Origin of the sequence: Alicyclobacillus acidoterrestris, from assembly GCF_022674245.1 — a bacterium.
Taxonomy (GTDB): Bacteria; Bacillota; Bacilli; order Alicyclobacillales; family Alicyclobacillaceae; genus Alicyclobacillus; species Alicyclobacillus acidoterrestris.
The window spans coordinates 2954312-2971569 of the sequence record NZ_CP080467.1 but is presented as its reverse complement, the minus strand read 5'-3'; the positions used below and the strand labels follow the sequence as shown (position 1 = coordinate 2971569).

Below are 17258 nucleotides of genomic sequence, written 5' to 3'. Positions count from 1 at the left end.
AGGGAAAAGGAAATCGTGGTGGCTATGGATACTATTATTAGTCGCGATTGGTTGGATTGCTTTAATCTTTTTAGGTACTGCCGCGTTCTACACAACGAAAAGTTGATTTTATTGAACAAATGGATGCGTTAGTGCCCTGTTGTGCTTCAAGCCTATGACATCACAGGGGCTAAACCTGCAGCCACAACCTGAAGAACATCACGTGCCATCTCCTGCGCGGTTCGATTTTTTGGATCTCGACTCCACTGCACAGCTGAGCCAAATATGCCCCAACTCATCACGAGCGCAGTCGCTTCTACTGTTTCCTGGCTGACCGTTGTGTCAGCCACTTCGGTCAGCCATCTCGTCAATAGGTGGTACAACTGCTTTTGCATTGCAATTTCAAATAAGGGCTCAAACTGACTATCTCCTGGTCTCATCACCTGCCGAGTGTATGCGAGAAACTCGAAGACCGCCACGATGAGTGTTCGTAAGCTCCTCATATCCGACAGTGACGAGTTTGGTAAAGCTTCCTCGATGCTTTTTTGGAATTTCTCCCCGATCCAATGCTCAAGAAACGCGTATTTATCTTCAAAGTGAGAATAAAACGTGGCGCGGTTGAGAGTCGCACGTTCAGCGATGTCCTGTACGGAAATGGAGTAGATATTTTTCTTCTCTTTAAGAAGTTCCATAAAGGCTTGCGTCAGCAACTGACGTGTGCGTTTCACGCGCGGATCGTTTGGATTTACCGGCATATCTTACTTCTCTCCCAACTTTAATAACGCAAAGCGTGCAAATTCATCTTAAAGCAAGCTTTTTGCTGTCAAAAGCCGACAGAAAGGCACGAGTGTTGTTTATCCAACGGTCGCGCTTGTTTGCTGATTGCACGCGTCCCACCGACTTTTTAACATGATACATGTGTAGTCTACATGAAATCGATGTTGAAGCGTTGCGAGTTGATGGAGGTGGAATTCATGATTGTCATCACTGCGCCTACGAGCAAAATCGGCAGGCAGGTACTCGATAACATTCTGGATACGAAAGAGGAAATCCGCGTTATCGCGCGTGATCCAAGTCGACTCTCTGAGCGCGTGCGTGCGCGTGTGGGGATTATCCAGGGGTCACATGCAGACCGCGACGTTGTCGATGCGGCGTTTGACGGCGCCGACTCTGTATTTTGGCTCGTGCCGGCGAATCCCAAGGCACAGAGCGTATACGACGCGTACGTGCAATTTAGCATTCCGGCGGCAGACGCGGTTGTGAAGCACCATGTCGAGCGGATCGTGATTGTCTCCGCATTAGGACGCGGTCAGCAACTCTACGGGGGGCATATGTCGGCGTCGTGGGCTATGGAGGATCTTTTTAGGAGCACCGGTGCGAACGTCCGTGCACTGACTATGCCTTCGTTTATGGACAACATGTTGTGGCAGGTGCATTCCATCAAGAACGATGGTGTGATTCGCTTCACAATTCCAGGCCATCTGAAGGCGCCCTGGGTAGCGACTCGGGACATTGCTGAAGTGGCATCTCGACTCCTCCTCGATCACGACTGGATTGGCCAGAACAGCCTACCTGTGCTTGGCTCGGAGAACTTGTCATTGGAGGAAATGGCAGAGATCTTGAGTGAGGTCCTTGGCAAGCCTGTGAGGTTCGTGCAAGGCAATCGGGAGGAATACAAGCAAAGCTTTCTCAGTTATGGGTATTCGGAAGCCATGGCTCAAAGCATGGTGGACATGGACATCGCGATAGAACGAGATGTGAACAACGGGATCCAACGTACATTGGAAAACACCACTCCAACGAGCTTCCGTCAGTGGGCGGAAGAGGTACTCAAACCTGCATACGACGCACTTTGACTCAGAGCTTGTAGGGAACTTAGTATCACCACTAGTTACGTACAGTCATGTGAAGTATACGCTGCTACGCTGGGGGAACAAATTGTGGGCTTTTATGGAATGACTGTAGCAGCGCCTGATGGTGCCCTCGACTATTTGTTTGTTTCCCCCGACCTACTAAAGAAGGGCATAGGGCGTATATACGCCATACGACCATACGCTACAAAGTTAAACTCTTGACCCCAAATCGCGATCGGAGGCATCACCTTCCATGAGATATGTAAGTTCCTCAGCACTTGCGATTTTCCCGTTTTCAATTCCGAAACACGCAATAACCTTCATTCGTATGGTCGAGTCATCCTGCTTAGTAGCGTCTATATAGTGAACACTGACGATGGTGGAGCCATCCACAAAAATTTTTGCGATGGTCACCTGGCCACTTTTTAGTGTGGACTTCAACATCTGCGCATGTTCAATAAATCCTTTATAGTCTAACACCACGCCATTGGCATCTTGTCTGTAGTTTTCGCTGAAGTACGCCCCCACCTCCTCTGCGCTGATATTAGGATCAATGAGGCATTCCATGATGTGTTGAATCAATTGCTTTGCTTCGTCATGGGTCATCATGTCAGAACTCCTTACTCATGATTTTGTTTACAGGAAACAAAATGAGTGTAAGTCGAAGATTTGTTGTTGTCAATAATGTTTACCGGAAACAAAACTGTGTATAAAATGTTCAACATAGAAAGATGGGGGTATCGAAGTGTTTTCCAGTGAAGAGAACAACATGAGCAACGAAACCACAATCCGTGCTTCGCTGCATTCTGAAATTCATAAATTAATCGTGCGTGTCCATCACAGTTTTGAAATGCATGATCAACAAGAGCTAAAGCAACTAGCTGAGCGAGCGTCAAACTCTGAGAATGCACATATCTGGGAATCAATGACCATCGTAGCGATTCATGTTCTCGATGCGATTGGAAAACTGGGACCGGTCAATGGAGCGACGGTTGCATCGTATCTGGGCATAACCCGAGGTGCGGTAACGAAAATCGCACGGCGGTTCCTTCGTCAAGGTCTGATTGAGAAAAACTTTTTGCCTGATAACAAAAAGGAGGTTCACTTCACACTGACCGCCCTAGGGATGGAATTTTTCAAAGCCCATCATGAATTACATGACAAACTCCAAAATCAATGGAGCATGTATCTAGATAAATACGACGCCGCTGAGCTACAGACTATCGTGCGTTTTCTAAGTGAGTTGGCTGAATTTGGAATGTCCCCTGGCGACTGACGTGGTTAGCAAAGTTTATTGACAAGTGGAGAGTTCTCCGGTTAATATCGTGGAAGTTATACCGGATGAATGGGTGATATTTTAAAAATACGTGTAAAGCTCATACAGAGGATGGTTTGTCATGCAGATTCAATGGTTTGGTCAATCTTCATTTTTACTGACTTCAGAAGCAGGAGTGCGTATTCTAGTTGATCCATTCGACCGAATGCTCGGATACAAGATGCCGAAGCCAATTGAAACGGAGATTGTTGCAGTTACGCATAATCACGGGGATCACAATAAAATTCAGGTGGCTACTGGCGACTATCTGCTGGTGAATGAGCCAAAAGAATATCATCGGGATGGTGTATCCATTACGGGATTTAAGACCTACCATGACAAAGTAAACGGAAAGCGAAGGGGGAAGAACCTTGTCTTCCGGTTTAATGTGGATGGTTTGACTATATGTCACTGTGGCGATTTAGGTCATTTATTAACAGAGGAGCAGGTCAAAGATATTGGCAACGTGGACATTCTCATGATCCCAGTGGGAGGCAAAACGACCTTAAACGGACAGGACGCCGCAAAAGTAATGAAGCAACTAAACCCCACTGTCACGATTCCGATGCATTACCGGACGAAAGCACTGTCGCTTCTTGGAATGTTACTATTCGATAAGGTAGATAAATTTATTGAAGCTACAGGCCAGAGAACGACTGAAGTGAGAACATTGGACATTCATACAAAAAACCTGGCGAAATACTCCGGGGTTGTTATTATGCAGTATGAGTAAAATCGTATCGGTTTCTCGACTGGAATCAAGGGGCACCCATGGAGAAGGACTACCACGAAATACAATGTCTAGTGTTGTGCTTTTATCATGGGAGGGTCCACTATGACTATCTATCGTTGTATATTTTTAGTAAAATAGGAAACCAAGCAACTATACTTATTTTTTTGTTTGGTTCGTATTTCGAATTCCTCTCTTTCCTGGTGTGTCCTAATTAGCTCGGAATTGTGTTGCATCGTTGTTGTTTTCTTCCGTTATCGAACGGCATCAATAAAGCAAGGGAATTCATGTGAACCCGGATTTCGACGATTGTGTCCTCATGAACTGGTGTGAATAATTGAAAAGGTGCTCCCCGTATGGCTAAGATGAGTTTGTCGAGAACCACATCTTCGCTAGGAAGGAGCACCTTTTGGGTGAAACAATATAATCATACACGAAGTCAGTTTGCTCGTAAAAGCTCTACAATTCATACTCGCTACGATTTGAATGCCGCCACCTCCTTTGGCGGTGCAAGTGGTCTCATAGATTTCGTTTTGGGAACGGGTATTGACAGGGAGTTTTGGGTACATGGATTACGCAAGGGCAGAAACACCCAGTTCCACATGGACGATATTGCTCTGACCGTCATTTTCGGTTCCTTGCTGGGTCAGGAACGGATTTTCCACTTTGAGGACATCGAACAAGATCCCCTGTTGAAGCTGAAGTTGGACGTGCCGAAACTGCCTGATACGACTCTGTTGTATAAGGATCTGAAGCGGCTCGGTTCCGACGCTGGCATCAAAGCGATACGTTCGGCGCATAGACAAATCCTAAGGTCACTTCTCCCCAAAGGACAAGGCATCGTGGTCGATATCGACTCCTCTGTAGAGACTGTTTATGGCGCGCAGCAACAGTCCGCTGTTGGATATAATCCACACCATCACGGACGAGCGAGTTTCCATCCCTTGCTGGCGTTTGATTCACTCACTGGTTGTTGTCTCTATGATGAGTTGCGCTCTGGTGACGCCCATACATCAGATGGATTTGCGGATTTCTACAAGGCGATGAAAGACCAGTTGCCGGATGGCGTCAACATTCGTGCCGTCCGCATGGATAAAGGGTTTACCGGAGAAAAAGTGTTTCAGATATTGGAGCAAGATCAGCGGGATTACGTCATCAAACTGAAGTGGACCAAGCGACTCGCACAGTTGGCGCAAGCGCCAAATCTCCTCTGGCACTGCATCACAGAGAGTGACCGGGAACATTGTGACGTTACTTCCATCATGTATCAGGCAACATCCTGGGACAGGCCTCGGCGGGTCGTGATTGTGCGTCGCTTAGACATTGACCCCCAGGAGTGCCTGTGTGCGGATTGGCTCTGGGAATACGAGGCGATTGCCACAACGTTTGACTGGAGCGGCGAGGATGTATGGCACTTCTATAACTTTCGTGGTAACGCTGAGAATCACATCAAGGAAGCCAAATATGGATTTGCCATTGACCGATTCTCCAGCCAGAATTTCGATGCCAACAAAGCGCTGCAAGGTCTAAAGCTACTTGCGTATAATCTACTCCTGCTGTACAAGCACGTCGCGCTTCAACCAGGGGTGCGACAGTGGACCGCCGGACGGCTCAGACGAAGACTATTCCATCTACCTGGGATTCTAGTGCGTCATGCACGCCAGTGGAGCATTCGTCTTCCCGTGTATGCAAAGCATCGGTCGTTGATCATGCTTCATGCCGCCACGTAGATTTTTCTTCCAATTGAAAAAGTGGAGTTCATAGCCTGGCTTGGGGAGGGGGGAATTGTGTCCATTGCTCTAGTTCCGTACCATGATTTCGCCGTGTTCGCTAACAAATCCACCAAATACTTGAAAACATGCCCCGGTCAATGACCTCAATCACCTAATCGTCGAAATCCGGGATAAAAGTTCATTATATTCGGGCACTTGATTCAACCCATTCAATATGCTTGTTTACGTTCGAGCAGGGTGGGCAAACGTTATTCAACGAAGCTTGTTTAACAAAGGCGAACGGGAAATGGGGTATATATTACGCAGGTAGCGCTCAACCCATTACAAATTCTATGCCAGTCTACAATATGAGCTTGAATGCTAGCTTCGGAAAACAATCGGAATTCCTTATGTTTGGAGGAATTATCCATGACCCGGCCGTTGCATCCGTGGCATTAGTAAAACCGAATGGAGAAGTGTACCGCAAATTAAAAATTATCCATGCTGGGGGCATTCGAATGTACGCCTACGGGCAATTAATCAGTGAGGGGAAATCTACTCTATGGACTATGCAGGCATACGATAAATACGGAAGTGTGATAAGTCCGTCAAAAACGCAAGAAGCTTAAGTAGGTGTTCGCGCAGAAATATGGTTGGCGTTAAATGCAGAAGAGTGATGAAAGAGATAAGCAATCTATCTACTTTACTGACCCCGATGGTCACAAGTTCGAATTGCACACTAGGACTTTGAAAGACCGTCTGGATTACTATAAGGAAACAAAATCCCACATGTAGTTTTTCTACTGAACAAGTCCACTCTAAAATCCCCTTTATGACGTACAAAATAAGGCGAATTGACTGAGTTATATGACCTTCGATAGGACAAACATCCAAACGTAAATCTAAATGGATGATGACTATAAGGAGGGATTTTCCATGTTCGGAACATTTGGCGGATATACCCAATGGGCTGTGGTGTTCTTAATCATCTTTGTTCTGTTCTTCTTGCTTGTACCGGCCGTTGGTTACGGTGCAGCTACCAGTTGCGTAGCATACTGATCATTCGTTTTTCCGTTGTACCAACACCAACTGTTGCACAATGACGTCTGCTTTAAATACGTTAAAGGAGATGGAGGATTATGCACCCATTGTATCCTGTTGCATGTCGAATGGTGGGGTGTTCGGTTGTAGCTCACCATGTCTATGGGAGAAAGTACGCAGGTGTTTTGCAGTCCGTGACTCCGTCTGGTATTTACTTGCTTCACAGTAGGGTGGTAGTCAGTTTCAACAACAACGATGAGCGTTCAGTGGGGTTTTCCATCCTAAAAGATGTTGAGGGCGGTCAAGCAGATCTAGTGTATGGACCTGCTGCTTATTTTGGCTTTGGCGCACTGACTGGGCTTGCGCTCGGTGGGGCAGCTGGGGGATTTTTCTGGTAATACACACCTTCATCTGAACTACCCCATAAATTCGTGAATGGGTGTAATGCCATCATAAGATATAACCTAAAACCATTTTCCCATTCGGAACGCATACATTGCGTTCTTTTTTGTCTCTGTGGACGTTTGGTATGGGTGGAGTTATTTAGTTATATGTAGTGAGGGAGGCGCTTGAACTCCCTCGTGATGAACATGGAAATCATGGTTACCTGTAATACATGATTTAGTATGCGGTCCAACCAGCGTCAGCGGTGATGACTGTGCCGTTGACAAAACTGGAGTCATCTGACGCCAAGAATAGTGCCACTTTTGCAATTTCACTGGGTTGGCCCGTTAAAGTCTCAAGTAGTGGTGTAAATTCTTCAGGAGGCTGAATCTTGACGAAAAAGCCATCGAGTGCAATCTACTAAAAGTGTGCAGCAATCAGTAGAGGAGGCACTTCGATGGCTTATACGGATAAGATCGCACTTTTGGAGTTAATTCGCAAGATCGGATTAGAAGATGGTGATGTGGATTTCTTGAAAGAAGGGCTGAGGGTTCTCACCCAAGCAGTGATGGAGGCTGAGGTGAGCTCCCTGATTGGCGCTGAGCGATATGAGCGTAGTGAGAAGCGTAGCAACAGCCGTAATGGGTATAGAGAACGAGAATGGGATACTCGTGTCGGAACGATCGATTTGCAGATTCCCAAGCTTCGTAAAGGGAGTTACTTCCCAAGTATCCTAGAACCTCGGCGGAAGGCTGAAAAAGCCCTTCTGTCCGTTGTTCAAGAAGCGTATGTGCATGGTGTGAGCACTCGTAAAGTGGATGAGTTGGTCGAATCTATGGGGATTCAAGGAATCAGCAAAAGCGAAGTGTCTCGAATCTGTAAAGAACTCGACGATGTAGTGCAGGACTTCAAAAACCGCCCGCTGGAGGGGACGTATCCATATCTTTGGCTAGATGCCACTTTCCCGAAAGTGCGAGAAGGCGGACGGGTGCAGAGCATGGCGTTTGTGATTGCCATTGGTGTGCGAAACACCGGTGAGCGTGAAGTATTGGGATTTGACATTGGCACCAGCGAGGACGGCGCGTTTTGGCTCACATTCATCCGCAGTCTGATTGCACGTGGATTGCGTGGCGTACAGTTAGTAATTAGCGACGCGCACGAAGGACTGCGTAGTGCCATTGCTTCTGCGCTGACTGGAGCGACCTGGCAGCGCTGTCGTGTCCACACAATGCGCAATATTCTCAGCCAGGTGCCTAGAGCGTCACAAGCGATGGTCTCATCCATTGTCCGGACCATCTTTGCGCAGCCGACGCAGGAAGCCGCCAAACAGCAATTATCTGTCGTTGTGAAACAACTTCAAGGAAAGTTTCCAAAAGCGATGGGTGTTCTGGAACGTGCAGAGGAAGACGTATTAGCATACATGGGATTCCCGAAGGAGCACTGGAAGCAGATTTGCTCGACAAACCCACTTGAGCGCTTAAATCGTGAACTAAGGCGGCGCTTTGATGTGGTTGGCATATTCCCCAACCGAGAGTCTGTATTGCGCCTTGGAGGATCGATTCTCCAAGAGCAGAACGATGAATGGATAGTTGCAAGGCGCTACTTCAGCCGAGAGTCTATGGCAAAACTCATTGGCACTGATGAACAGCAGTTACTAGCTCCAACGTCAGTTTTGCATAAATAGCTAACACTAGGGGTTGCACTCAATTTACACCACTTGACGGGACACTACCGTTGGCCCATCCGAGGATTTAAAGTCATTCCTGCCATTGCTTGCTGCGGACCCAGTGCGGACGTATCGAGGTTAGGTGAATCAGTCATGATGTTCGTTTCAACACCGCCAGGTGCGATCGCGTTGCAACGAATGCCGAGTTTTGCGTATTGATATCCAACGTTTTTCGTCAGTCCGATAACGGCATGCTTAGACGCAGTGTATGCAGCTCCTGCACGAGAACCAAATAATCCCCCAATTGATGCGGTGTTTATGATAACTCCATGACCTTGTTTCGTCATAATCGGAAGCGCTTTCCTGATTGCGCGCATTGGGCCAGTTACATTGACCGCGAATACGCGCTCCCACAACTCATCTGTTACGTCTGCGGCGGCGGTCATTTTGTCCATAATTCCGGCATTGTTGACTAAAATGTCAATCGAACCAAACTCGTTTACGGCAGTATCTATGAGATTCTGTATATCTTCCTCTTTCGCCACGTTTGCTACGACGCCAATTGCTGTGCCGCCCAATCCCTTTATTTCATTTACAACTTCATTCAATCCGTTCTCAACAATATCCGCCAGAACCACCTTAGCGCCTTCCTGTGAGAAGAGTTTGACAATTTCTTTTCCCATGCCCGAGCCAGCACCCGTCACTACTGCAACTTTGTTGTGCAATTTCATCATGGATCCCTCCGTTTATAAATAGACAACACAGTGTCTATAATTACGTTAAGCATTAGGGGGAAAGTTTTCAATCAACAAAATTGGCTCAGAGTGTCGTTTAGTCAACACATTGGTAGATTAGTGTTCATAAAGTGCTATCTTTTGAGGAGGATGATGTAATGAACGGGTTTGATCGACGTGTCGCCCGCACACGACGGTTACTGATTGATGCCCTGATTAAGCTCATCGTCGAGGACGGTTATGACGCAGTTACCATTCGAGGAATTGTTAAAAAAGCCGATGTTAACAGATCTACATTTTACCTGCACTTCCGTGACAAACAAGATATATTAAACTACATGGAAAATGAAGTATTGAGTGAATTGGCTGCCGCAATAAGGAACCCAAATTACACGTACGAGTCCGCATTATGGGATTACAAAATTTTGAAAAGGCCAATCCAATCAGCGATTGCATTATTCGAACATGTTGAGAAGTACGCGTCGTTGTATCGAACGATTCTCGTTGAAAAGGACTTTCGCGCACGAGTTACACAAGTAACTAGTACGGAGTTGTTTTCATTTCTACCAAACGAATTGGAAGTTGCTTTTGTGTCAAACGGTATTATTGGGTTAATTCTTTACTGGTTAGAAAATGGCATGAAGGAAACCGTTACGGAAATGAGTCTATGGTTGACTCGCTTCAGTCTGTCTCGATTTAGCGATGTTTCAGACAGGCTCTATGTGACGTTTGGGTCGTCCTTTAGATCCTAAACACAATGAACGTGTGTCGGTAGCGGGTGTACTTGTGTAATGTGTCTTGTAAGGTGTTCCTGATGAATCGTGACTCGAATCGAACCAAGTCACCTTTTAATCCTAACCCACCAACAGGACTAGGCTTTTCTTTAAGAAGCACTCAAATAACATACTATGAGATTTACGTAAAGCCTGACGATGAGTATCGTGCCATGAAGGTCATCCATGACAAGGAATCGTGAAAAACACCTCCCGCGCAATGTGGCGTGAGCGTCATTCTTTGTGAATCCGCTCCATGTGGGATGACAAAAGCTCAGTAAACAGCGACTAAAAAGACGCTCGATTTATTTCGCAAGTAGCCAAGGACGGGTTCATAAGTGATTGGAATGGTTATTCCCGGCTTCACGAGTGGGTTCATGGACTGGGAAAGCAGGTGCGCTTTGGCGTGATGCCTCGAGCAAAAGAGGCTGTCCTTGGAGCGTCAAATTCGCTGCCAAGGCAACCCCTTTTTACACTCCAATTATTCAATGGTGTTTTTCATCGCCTGATACATATTTTCTACGTAGGCATCGATTTCGTCGCGCGACATGCGCAAGCGGCTCACGGAGGATCCATAGCCAATTTCTTGTTTGCCCTCTTCTAGTCCTTGGAAAATTCCATCCGTGAACGCATCCAAGGGCTCTCCATGTGTATGTAGATCTACTCCACCCAAGTTGGTGTTCACGGCGGGTGGCGCTACTTCGATGACCTCCACAGATGTATTCGCCAGTTGATGTCTGAGACTCATCGTAAAGGAATGTAGTGCTGCTTTGGTCGCCGAATAGATGGGGGCAATCGCTAGGGGAGTGAAAGCCAGCCCAGACGTCACATTCACAATCGCTGCGTACTCTTTTTGTGCAAAGAAAGGAGCGAATAGCATGGATAGATGAATCGGAGCTTCCCCATTGATCATCAGTTCATTGTTGTAATAGCTCCAGTTGTCCCTCGTATTTGCCTTCAATACATGAAAACGCTGTTGAATTCCCGCATTGTTCACTAATACGTTGACGTCTGGATAATTCGTTGTCACCCAGTCGAATAACGCAATACGATCGTCCTCACGGCTAACATCCGTGACGCGGGTAATGAGCGTGGGGAATTTCTTTTTGGCATCTTGAAGCGCACTTTCACGGCGTCCGCAGACGATGACTGTATTTCCGTCTTGAATAAAGCGTTCTGCGAAAGCAAGGCCAATGCCCGTACTGCCACCTGTAATAAGTATGGTATTGCCTGAAAGTCTCATCGAAGTTCGCCTCCTGCATGATTCTGTGCTTGGTACATGACATTGGACTGTGCCATCATGTACCTCCGCTCTTCACTGTAGTCACCAGATAGCTAACCGATGGCTTCTCAAATATAACTAACCGGTTGGTTAGATAATACTCAAAACTAACCGGTTAGTCAATTGTGTTTTGTGATATATTGAAAATATCATTTACGGTTTGGAACAGGTGGGGAATCTCTTGAGAAACGCTGAGGCGACGAAAGAGCGGATTTTAGAAGCAGCTTTAGAGGAGTTCTCCTCCTATGGCATTGCGGGGGCGCGCGTTGACCGTATCTCTAAGAATGCTGGCTGCAATAAGAATCTGATCTACGTCTACTTTGAAAATAAAGAAACACTGTTTAAAACAGTCCTCGAAAAACACTTAACGCGTGTTTATGAGGAAATCTCCTTCACACCTGAGGACCTTCCTGGTTATGCGGTTAAAGTATTTGATTGGGCTATGTCACATCCGCATATCGTGCGGTTAATGACATGGTACAGTTTGGAGCAGAAGGTGGACAATCTCACTGAGCGTAACGCTGTGCGCGATAAAAAACTGAAAGCGATAAAGGATGCGCAGGGTGATGGTTTGCTGGGAACGACGTTCACGCCTGGTTTCCTTATGACTGCAATCATGGCGCTCGCTACCGCCTGGACGCCAACACATCCGTTCGGTTCGTCACATGACCCGGATGCGGCAACAAATCCAAGTGGCACGAGGGAAGCAATCGCCAAGGCTGTAAGTCTTATCGCAAAAGGTGAGGACAGCTGATGTGAAATCTCACATTAGCTGTCCTCTCTTCGATCCTCTCGAGAAAATACCTCAGCGACAGTGACTGTGCACTTTGAAGCATTCTCCCCTTGTCTATTTGGCTTTTGTCATCGATTGAATGGCGTCATCATCTCGTATCATAAGTGCAACTACAAGAGACAAAGCGGCCGTTAAGGCGCCGGCAAGAAAACCAGCGTGGTAACCCAGTAAATGCACAGTCGTATGCGTATTCGTTCCGTTGTGATCGGTCAATGAGGATAGAAGTATTGTAGATATGGCAACACCTATAGCGCTTCCGAGTTGCTTGCTGGAGTTAAAAATAGATGAAGCCTGTCCTGTACGAATTTTATCAATGGTTGCCATGGATGTCGTTTGTGAAGAGATGAATACTGCAGCAACACCCAGGCCAAGTCCGAACATGATAAGGCGTATATACCATAGATTCGTGTGGATTGTTACTCTGGACATGAAGATGAGAGTGATTGTGATGACGAGGAGTCCGACAGCCACAATACGACGAGGTCCAAAGCGTCTATAGAGTTTTCTTGCTACAATTTGTCCGCCTAACACCACACCAACCGCTGATGGGAACGTGGTTAGGCCAGCTTGCAGGGCAGATTTTCCTTGTACATCTTGCAAAAATAGCGCAGATAAGTACAGCGCACCTAGATAGGAAATGGAACCAAGGCCGTAAAGACTGGTGCAAACAGTGAATAGTCGATTTCGAAAGAGATGTAAATTGACGAGTGGATACGGGGACCTGCTTTCAATGATGACCATGCCGATAAGAAGCGCGACACCGATGATGAGTGTAAATAGAACCACAGGATTAGACCAACCGATAATTGAACCTTCAGAGATCGCGTACATGGCCATCCCCAAGCCCAAACCGGACAACCAAAAGCCTTGCCAGTCGAACTTCCCAGGATGATATTGTGTGTGTTTCGTGAGTTGCAAAGAGCCATAAAGACAAATCAATGTACCGATTAAAACATTGACGAAAAAGACCAAGCGCCAAGACAAATAGGTCGTGGAGACGCCCCCTAAAATGGGTCCCAAGGCTGGTGCTATCGCTGTAAATATCGCGATTATCCCTGCAATACGAACGCGCTCAGCCGGTGGGTAAACACGGAAGAGCATGGATAATCCAACAGGCGTCATAATAGCGCCGCCGATCCCTTGAATGATGCGGAATATCACGAGCATTGCAAAGTTCGTCGACAGGCCACATAGGGCGGAAGCGATCGTAAACACCGCGATAGATCCGAGTAATGCCAACTTACCGCCTAGACGATCACCTAACCAACCAGAGACGGGGATAAAAATGGTCAAGCTGATTAGATAGGAACTAGACACTAGACCAATTTTGCCGGAGCGAGTGTGAAATTCGTGGGCAATGGTCGGTAGTGCTACGTTGACAATGGTTGTATCCATTACCGCCATAAACATCGCCATAATGTAGACGACTGGCACCGCTATTCTTTGATTGGCGTTTTGCGGCATGCGCATGGTTATGAACACCCACTTTCTGTTTCGCATCTAATATTCGACTGAGTGTATTACACAGTGAGGTTAACAAATTAGTGACCATTGGTCAATAAATATATCCGTTTGTTAACGGATTTTATTTTGATTCCGATGCGCACACTTTCCACGTTGGAAGGTAGAAAGGTTCCTATGATAAACTGTAGGCATGAAAATGGATGGAGAAACTCAAGCTACTCGTGGCCGGCCGCCTAGACTAAGCCGCGAGTTAATTGTCGCCGCCGCTCTACAAATGAATTTGGAAAGTTTAACGATGCGCGAATTAGCTGATTATCTTGGTGTATCACATGGTGCACTCTATCGTTGGGTTGCGAGTCGTGATGAATTACTCGATTTGATTAGTGAAACGCTGGTGGAACGTGTTCTCTCTGTCGACGTTTCGGATGGCACTGATTGGAGAAAAAGGATCTATCGGCTGGCGTGGGCCATGTATAACGAATTCCGTCAAGTCCGAGGATTTGCTACACTCATGGTTCGACCCCATCGTCACAATGCGATGGCCTTCACGAGGTTTCGCGACGCGATAATCGACGCGTTTGAACAATCAGGGGTAAATTCAAGTATGGCTGAGCAGAGTTGGTATATATTCATCATTTCAGTGATGGGCTGGATTTCCATGGAAGAAAGCGGGCCCGATTTGGGTGGGACAGGCGCGAGATTTGACGTCTTTCTTGGGACGCTTATCAAAGGTCTTCCTGCGTCTGAGCCTGAAGCGTACGCATAAGCGGTCACAGCGTCATCCAAATTTTCACCAATGGCAGTGCTCAGTTCAGTAGACTCCAATTCGTTCCTGAACATCTTTGCTCCCGTCTGAGAACAACAGGGAAGTCGCTGTGGGTAATCGTTCACGCCGTAACGGGCTTACGCCTGTGGGATTCTCGTGGTCAGTTACTCAAATAAAAACACACAAATTCAATCTCATAATGAATCGTGAACTATCTGAAGTCGGAGATAAAAGTGGCGCTCGCCTGTAGGGTGAGCACCGAGTTCAGATATTTTGCTTGGACTCACCGCGTCGTCAGCCATCACGGTTATTTCCTTTTTCCGATAGCCATCCTGGTCGTCCCACTATCGAAACGTGACGTTCCCTTCAACGATGCGAAAATCTCGAATTGGAAATCGCCACCCGATGCGGGTAGCGCCCCAGATACTCCACCACATGCGCTGGATCCTTAAACGGAGATTTGCAATCAGTTACCCATTCCATAAGGATGCCACCGTGCAGCAAGGCTTGCTGCAGGTGCAACCGTATGGGCAGCAACGAACGATGGAACCAGTAGTTCTGCAACAAATACCTCCACAGCTCAATCCGCGTGCGCAAACTTGGGAACTTCACAGGAATTGGCAAGCGATTATTCTATATATGTTGATAAAATTTACCAGAAAATCAACAGTGCCTTGCAGGTACAAAATGTTACCCAAGCACAGCAACTTGCTCAAACAGCGCAACAACAGCTCATTCAAATCAATCGTTTGATTAACAAGGGAAAGACAAAGCAAGCAGAAGCGTTAATACTGGCGGATACGACGGAGATTGCTGCAAGTACATCATCGGATACTGCGACATCCGGTACCTTAACATCCAGTGTCACAACATCTGATGACCTAAGTACCCATCTTTCCAATAATACAGTCGCCCTGGCATCAGCGTTATTACATGTAAATAATCCTAGAGCACAACAGGCTTTGGAGAAAAATATCGAAAAGGGATTTGCTCATCTACAATCACAACTTCAGCAGTTAGGGCAAACACCAACCCAAACACCATCTAGTCACATTGCTCAACAAACGTCTTCTCCGATCCCTACCTCATCGACCGACTCGGCTCAAGTTTCGGTAGGTTCGAGTTCATCGTCAGCATCCTCGAACCATACACAAGCGACGACAGACGTCACTGCGACGACCAATATATCTTCTAGGGTAGATACTAGTAAGCATCATACGACTACGAAACATGTGAAGAATCATACAAAAGGTAATTCCACGTCGGCACATTCTAAGCATTTGGCCGAACATGGACGTGGTTAATATCAAATCAAATAAACATTGAACCTGAACACGTTGGCAAGCACCCTTCTAGGGTGCTTTCTTTTTGCGTCAAATCTTCGTTCGCCAAATCATAGAAGTGGGGCGGGGCGATTGGGGTAGCATAGTTGTTTACATGGGTTATTAGAATACATCCCGGACGGCGCGAAGTTCTATAAGTACGATATGGCCTCGAGTGTTGTCCACGTAGCGCTGGCAAGGGCCATGTAATTGGTCACGGCTGCTTGAAAATCCCGTTCACTGATTGTTGCTGTGGCATCGTATACAACAGCTGTTTCGAATCCATTTTCGATTAAATCCCTCATATGGGATTCTACACAAATATTAGATAGGACACCTGCAAGGATGACCTTATCCTTCTTGTGTTGTCGAAGCTGGTATACCAAGTCATTTGTTTGTGGGCCAGCCACTTTGTGAGCGGAGCAAACGACGGTTCTCCGATCAAAAATATAAGGCTTGAACGTGTCAACAAAATCGGCACCTGTCGACGGAGGGGTGTATGCATCTTTCATTTTGTACATGTTGAGTCCCAGTAACATTTCTTGTTCATTTCCTGTAAATTTCCATCCGTAATCATGGGGGTATAGATAGTGGGGGGATATGACAAGTTGATACGCTTTATTTAAGGCGGTGCTCATTAAGCGTGTAAGGTTGTATATGGTGTTGTTTTGTTCAATATTGTCCTTGGTTAGATGATATCCCTTCCCTCCAGGGCTTAAGAAATCATTTTGAGGATCCGTGATGACAATGGCTGTATTTTTCGGATGTGGATTGAACATCGAAATATATGCCTCCTCGTTCTCGCTGCGGGGGATGGACACCGAATCACCATTTTTGTCGTATTCATATGCTAGCTATGGTGGATTGTGAACCCTTGGTTTGCGTGATGGATTTGTGAAAGAATGCGCATGCGCTATAGACAAGGCATACATGTAGGGGTATAAATGGTTCGTAGAAAATCGTGATCCAGAGGAGGTTGTCCAATGATTCAGGAAGTCAGGGATTTGTATGATCTTCTGCGCGCCGTGCACGGAAGTATCGATAAAATGATCGAGGATTTAACCGATGAGCAATGGCTGAGAAAACCGCTTCCGAATTTCAACAACATCGCTTCGATAGTGGATCATATAACCCGAGTAGAACAAAAGTTTTTTTCCGCGATTGCGGGTGAAACATCCGAAATCAATACATCGGAACCGTTTCAGGTAGATAATTGGGACCTGGATGCGATTCGTAAACAGTGGGCTGAGTCGCTATCTTATGCGGAGAGTGTATTGGAATCCGTGAAGGAAGATGATCTCTCCAAGCCTGGTTTGAAGGTTGGCATAGGCGATTTGAATAGACGTCAGCTGATTAGTAACACCATTGCACATACGGCGCATCATCGTGGGCAAATACCATTGATTAAAAAGTTACTTGGTTAGCTGAAAGAAGCAGGCATTGA

Annotated in this window: 18 protein-coding genes and 3 pseudogenes; 13 read left to right on the top strand and 8 right to left on the bottom strand. The window is 46.5% G+C overall.

The features are described from left to right. Window positions 1-152 precede the first annotated feature (152 nt). On the bottom strand, window positions 153-734 hold the full coding sequence (locus K1I37_RS14480; protein WP_021295547.1) for a TetR/AcrR family transcriptional regulator: 582 nt from the start codon (window positions 732-734) through the stop codon (window positions 153-155). Between the two features lie 174 nt (window positions 735-908). Between K1I37_RS14480 and K1I37_RS14475 the strand changes: the two genes are divergently transcribed. Beyond that, complete coding sequence (locus K1I37_RS14475; RefSeq protein WP_201766376.1) at window positions 909-1835, top strand: NmrA family NAD(P)-binding protein; 927 nt, start codon at window positions 909-911, stop codon at window positions 1833-1835. Window positions 1836-2042: 207 nt separating this feature from the next. On the opposite strand, the gene K1I37_RS14470 is transcribed toward K1I37_RS14475, so the two are convergent. Then, window positions 2043-2441, bottom strand: coding sequence for a nuclear transport factor 2 family protein (locus K1I37_RS14470; RefSeq protein ID WP_021295549.1), 399 nt, complete (start codon window positions 2439-2441; stop codon window positions 2043-2045). A 136-nt stretch (window positions 2442-2577) separates the two neighbouring features. On the opposite strand from K1I37_RS14470, the gene K1I37_RS14465 reads away from it, so the two are divergent. From K1I37_RS14465 to K1I37_RS14445, 6 genes and pseudogenes are all read left to right on the top strand, one after another. Then, on the top strand, window positions 2578-3108 hold the full coding sequence (locus K1I37_RS14465) for a MarR family winged helix-turn-helix transcriptional regulator (protein ID WP_021295550.1): 531 nt from the start codon (window positions 2578-2580) through the stop codon (window positions 3106-3108). Between the two features lie 121 nt (window positions 3109-3229). Continuing rightward, window positions 3230-3880, top strand: a complete 651-nt coding sequence (locus K1I37_RS14460) for an MBL fold metallo-hydrolase (protein WP_021295551.1) — start codon at window positions 3230-3232, stop codon at window positions 3878-3880. Between the two features lie 410 nt (window positions 3881-4290). Next, entirely contained in the window at window positions 4291-5607 is a 1317-nt protein-coding gene (locus K1I37_RS14455) for an IS1380 family transposase (protein ID WP_242215904.1), read from the top strand. Window positions 5608-6264: 657 nt separating this feature from the next. Then, a pseudogene (locus K1I37_RS14450) lies at window positions 6265-6384 on the top strand (metallothiol transferase FosB); the annotation flags it as partial. Between the two features lie 141 nt (window positions 6385-6525). Then, window positions 6526-6648, top strand: a complete 123-nt coding sequence (locus K1I37_RS21575) for a hypothetical protein (RefSeq protein WP_021295544.1) — start codon at window positions 6526-6528, stop codon at window positions 6646-6648. Between the two features lie 80 nt (window positions 6649-6728). Beyond that, window positions 6729-7028: a hypothetical protein gene (locus K1I37_RS14445; protein ID WP_021295545.1), complete on the top strand. Its 300-nt coding sequence runs from the start codon at window positions 6729-6731 to the stop codon at window positions 7026-7028. 223 nt (window positions 7029-7251) lie between these two features. Here the strand turns inward: K1I37_RS14445 and K1I37_RS14440 are convergent. Further along, window positions 7252-7359: pseudogene (locus tag K1I37_RS14440) on the bottom strand (SDR family oxidoreductase); the annotation flags it as partial. Between the two features lie 112 nt (window positions 7360-7471). On the opposite strand from K1I37_RS14440, the gene K1I37_RS14435 reads away from it, so the two are divergent. Beyond that, complete coding sequence (locus K1I37_RS14435; protein ID WP_206923068.1) at window positions 7472-8698, top strand: IS256 family transposase; 1227 nt, start codon at window positions 7472-7474, stop codon at window positions 8696-8698. A gap of 44 nt (window positions 8699-8742) precedes the next feature. Here the strand turns inward: K1I37_RS14435 and K1I37_RS14430 are convergent, their stop codons facing one another. Beyond that, window positions 8743-9411: an SDR family NAD(P)-dependent oxidoreductase gene (locus K1I37_RS14430; RefSeq protein ID WP_021298311.1), complete on the bottom strand. Its 669-nt coding sequence runs from the start codon at window positions 9409-9411 to the stop codon at window positions 8743-8745. 161 nt (window positions 9412-9572) lie between these two features. On the opposite strand from K1I37_RS14430, the gene K1I37_RS14425 reads away from it, so the two are divergent. Continuing rightward, window positions 9573-10166 (top strand): TetR/AcrR family transcriptional regulator, encoded by a 594-nt coding sequence (locus K1I37_RS14425; RefSeq protein WP_021298310.1) that lies wholly within the window; start codon window positions 9573-9575, stop codon window positions 10164-10166. Between the two features lie 502 nt (window positions 10167-10668). Here the strand turns inward: K1I37_RS14425 and K1I37_RS14420 are convergent. Then, window positions 10669-11430, bottom strand: coding sequence for an SDR family oxidoreductase (locus tag K1I37_RS14420; protein WP_021298309.1), 762 nt, complete (start codon window positions 11428-11430; stop codon window positions 10669-10671). A 220-nt stretch (window positions 11431-11650) separates the two neighbouring features. On the opposite strand from K1I37_RS14420, the gene K1I37_RS14415 reads away from it, so the two are divergent. Further along, a complete protein-coding gene (locus K1I37_RS14415; protein WP_021298308.1) occupies window positions 11651-12223 on the top strand; it encodes a TetR family transcriptional regulator in 573 nt (190 codons plus the stop codon). Between the two features lie 93 nt (window positions 12224-12316). Here K1I37_RS14415 and K1I37_RS14410 read toward each other — a convergent pair whose 3' ends face one another. Further along, on the bottom strand, window positions 12317-13732 hold the full coding sequence (locus K1I37_RS14410) for an MDR family MFS transporter (RefSeq protein WP_021298307.1): 1416 nt from the start codon (window positions 13730-13732) through the stop codon (window positions 12317-12319). 190 nt (window positions 13733-13922) lie between these two features. On the opposite strand from K1I37_RS14410, the gene K1I37_RS14405 reads away from it, so the two are divergent. Further along, a complete protein-coding gene (locus K1I37_RS14405; protein ID WP_040441720.1) occupies window positions 13923-14492 on the top strand; it encodes a TetR/AcrR family transcriptional regulator in 570 nt (189 codons plus the stop codon). 381 nt (window positions 14493-14873) lie between these two features. On the opposite strand, the pseudogene K1I37_RS14400 reads toward K1I37_RS14405, so the two are convergent. Next, window positions 14874-15104 (bottom strand): annotated as a pseudogene (locus K1I37_RS14400) (transposase); the annotation flags it as partial. A gap of 5 nt (window positions 15105-15109) precedes the next feature. Between K1I37_RS14400 and K1I37_RS14395 the strand changes: the two are divergent. Beyond that, window positions 15110-15796: a hypothetical protein gene (locus tag K1I37_RS14395; protein ID WP_146824815.1), complete on the top strand. Its 687-nt coding sequence runs from the start codon at window positions 15110-15112 to the stop codon at window positions 15794-15796. A gap of 170 nt (window positions 15797-15966) precedes the next feature. On the opposite strand, the gene K1I37_RS14390 is transcribed toward K1I37_RS14395, so the two are convergent. Further along, window positions 15967-16593 (bottom strand): cysteine hydrolase family protein, encoded by a 627-nt coding sequence (locus K1I37_RS14390; protein ID WP_021298304.1) that lies wholly within the window; start codon window positions 16591-16593, stop codon window positions 15967-15969. Window positions 16594-16797: 204 nt separating this feature from the next. Between K1I37_RS14390 and K1I37_RS14385 the strand changes: the two genes are divergently transcribed. Beyond that, entirely contained in the window at window positions 16798-17238 is a 441-nt protein-coding gene (locus K1I37_RS14385) for a DinB family protein (protein WP_021298303.1), read from the top strand. The last annotated feature ends 20 nt before the right edge of the window (window positions 17239-17258 follow it).

What these genes read in the sequence shown, in the direction of transcription:
- K1I37_RS14480 (WP_021295547.1), bottom strand. Translation starts at nt 734, where the DNA reads ATGCCGGTAAATCCAAACGATCCGCGCGTGAAACGCACACGTCAGTTG.
- K1I37_RS14445 (WP_021295545.1), top strand. Translation starts at nt 6,729, where the DNA reads ATGCACCCATTGTATCCTGTTGCATGTCGAATGGTGGGGTGTTCGGTT.
- K1I37_RS14385 (WP_021298303.1), top strand. Translation starts at nt 16,798, where the DNA reads ATGATTCAGGAAGTCAGGGATTTGTATGATCTTCTGCGCGCCGTGCAC.
- K1I37_RS14410 (WP_021298307.1), bottom strand. Translation starts at nt 13,732, where the DNA reads ATGCGCATGCCGCAAAACGCCAATCAAAGAATAGCGGTGCCAGTCGTC.
- K1I37_RS14390 (WP_021298304.1), bottom strand. Translation starts at nt 16,593, where the DNA reads ATGTTCAATCCACATCCGAAAAATACAGCCATTGTCATCACGGATCCT.
- K1I37_RS14420 (WP_021298309.1), bottom strand. Translation starts at nt 11,430, where the DNA reads ATGAGACTTTCAGGCAATACCATACTTATTACAGGTGGCAGTACGGGC.
- K1I37_RS14475 (WP_201766376.1), top strand. Translation starts at nt 909, where the DNA reads ATGAAATCGATGTTGAAGCGTTGCGAGTTGATGGAGGTGGAATTCATG.
- K1I37_RS14460 (WP_021295551.1), top strand. Translation starts at nt 3,230, where the DNA reads ATGCAGATTCAATGGTTTGGTCAATCTTCATTTTTACTGACTTCAGAA.
- K1I37_RS21575 (WP_021295544.1), top strand. Translation starts at nt 6,526, where the DNA reads ATGTTCGGAACATTTGGCGGATATACCCAATGGGCTGTGGTGTTCTTA.
- K1I37_RS14470 (WP_021295549.1), bottom strand. Translation starts at nt 2,441, where the DNA reads ATGATGACCCATGACGAAGCAAAGCAATTGATTCAACACATCATGGAA.
- K1I37_RS14430 (WP_021298311.1), bottom strand. Translation starts at nt 9,411, where the DNA reads ATGAAATTGCACAACAAAGTTGCAGTAGTGACGGGTGCTGGCTCGGGC.
- K1I37_RS14425 (WP_021298310.1), top strand. Translation starts at nt 9,573, where the DNA reads ATGAACGGGTTTGATCGACGTGTCGCCCGCACACGACGGTTACTGATT.
- K1I37_RS14435 (WP_206923068.1), top strand. Translation starts at nt 7,472, where the DNA reads ATGGCTTATACGGATAAGATCGCACTTTTGGAGTTAATTCGCAAGATC.
- K1I37_RS14405 (WP_040441720.1), top strand. Translation starts at nt 13,923, where the DNA reads ATGGATGGAGAAACTCAAGCTACTCGTGGCCGGCCGCCTAGACTAAGC.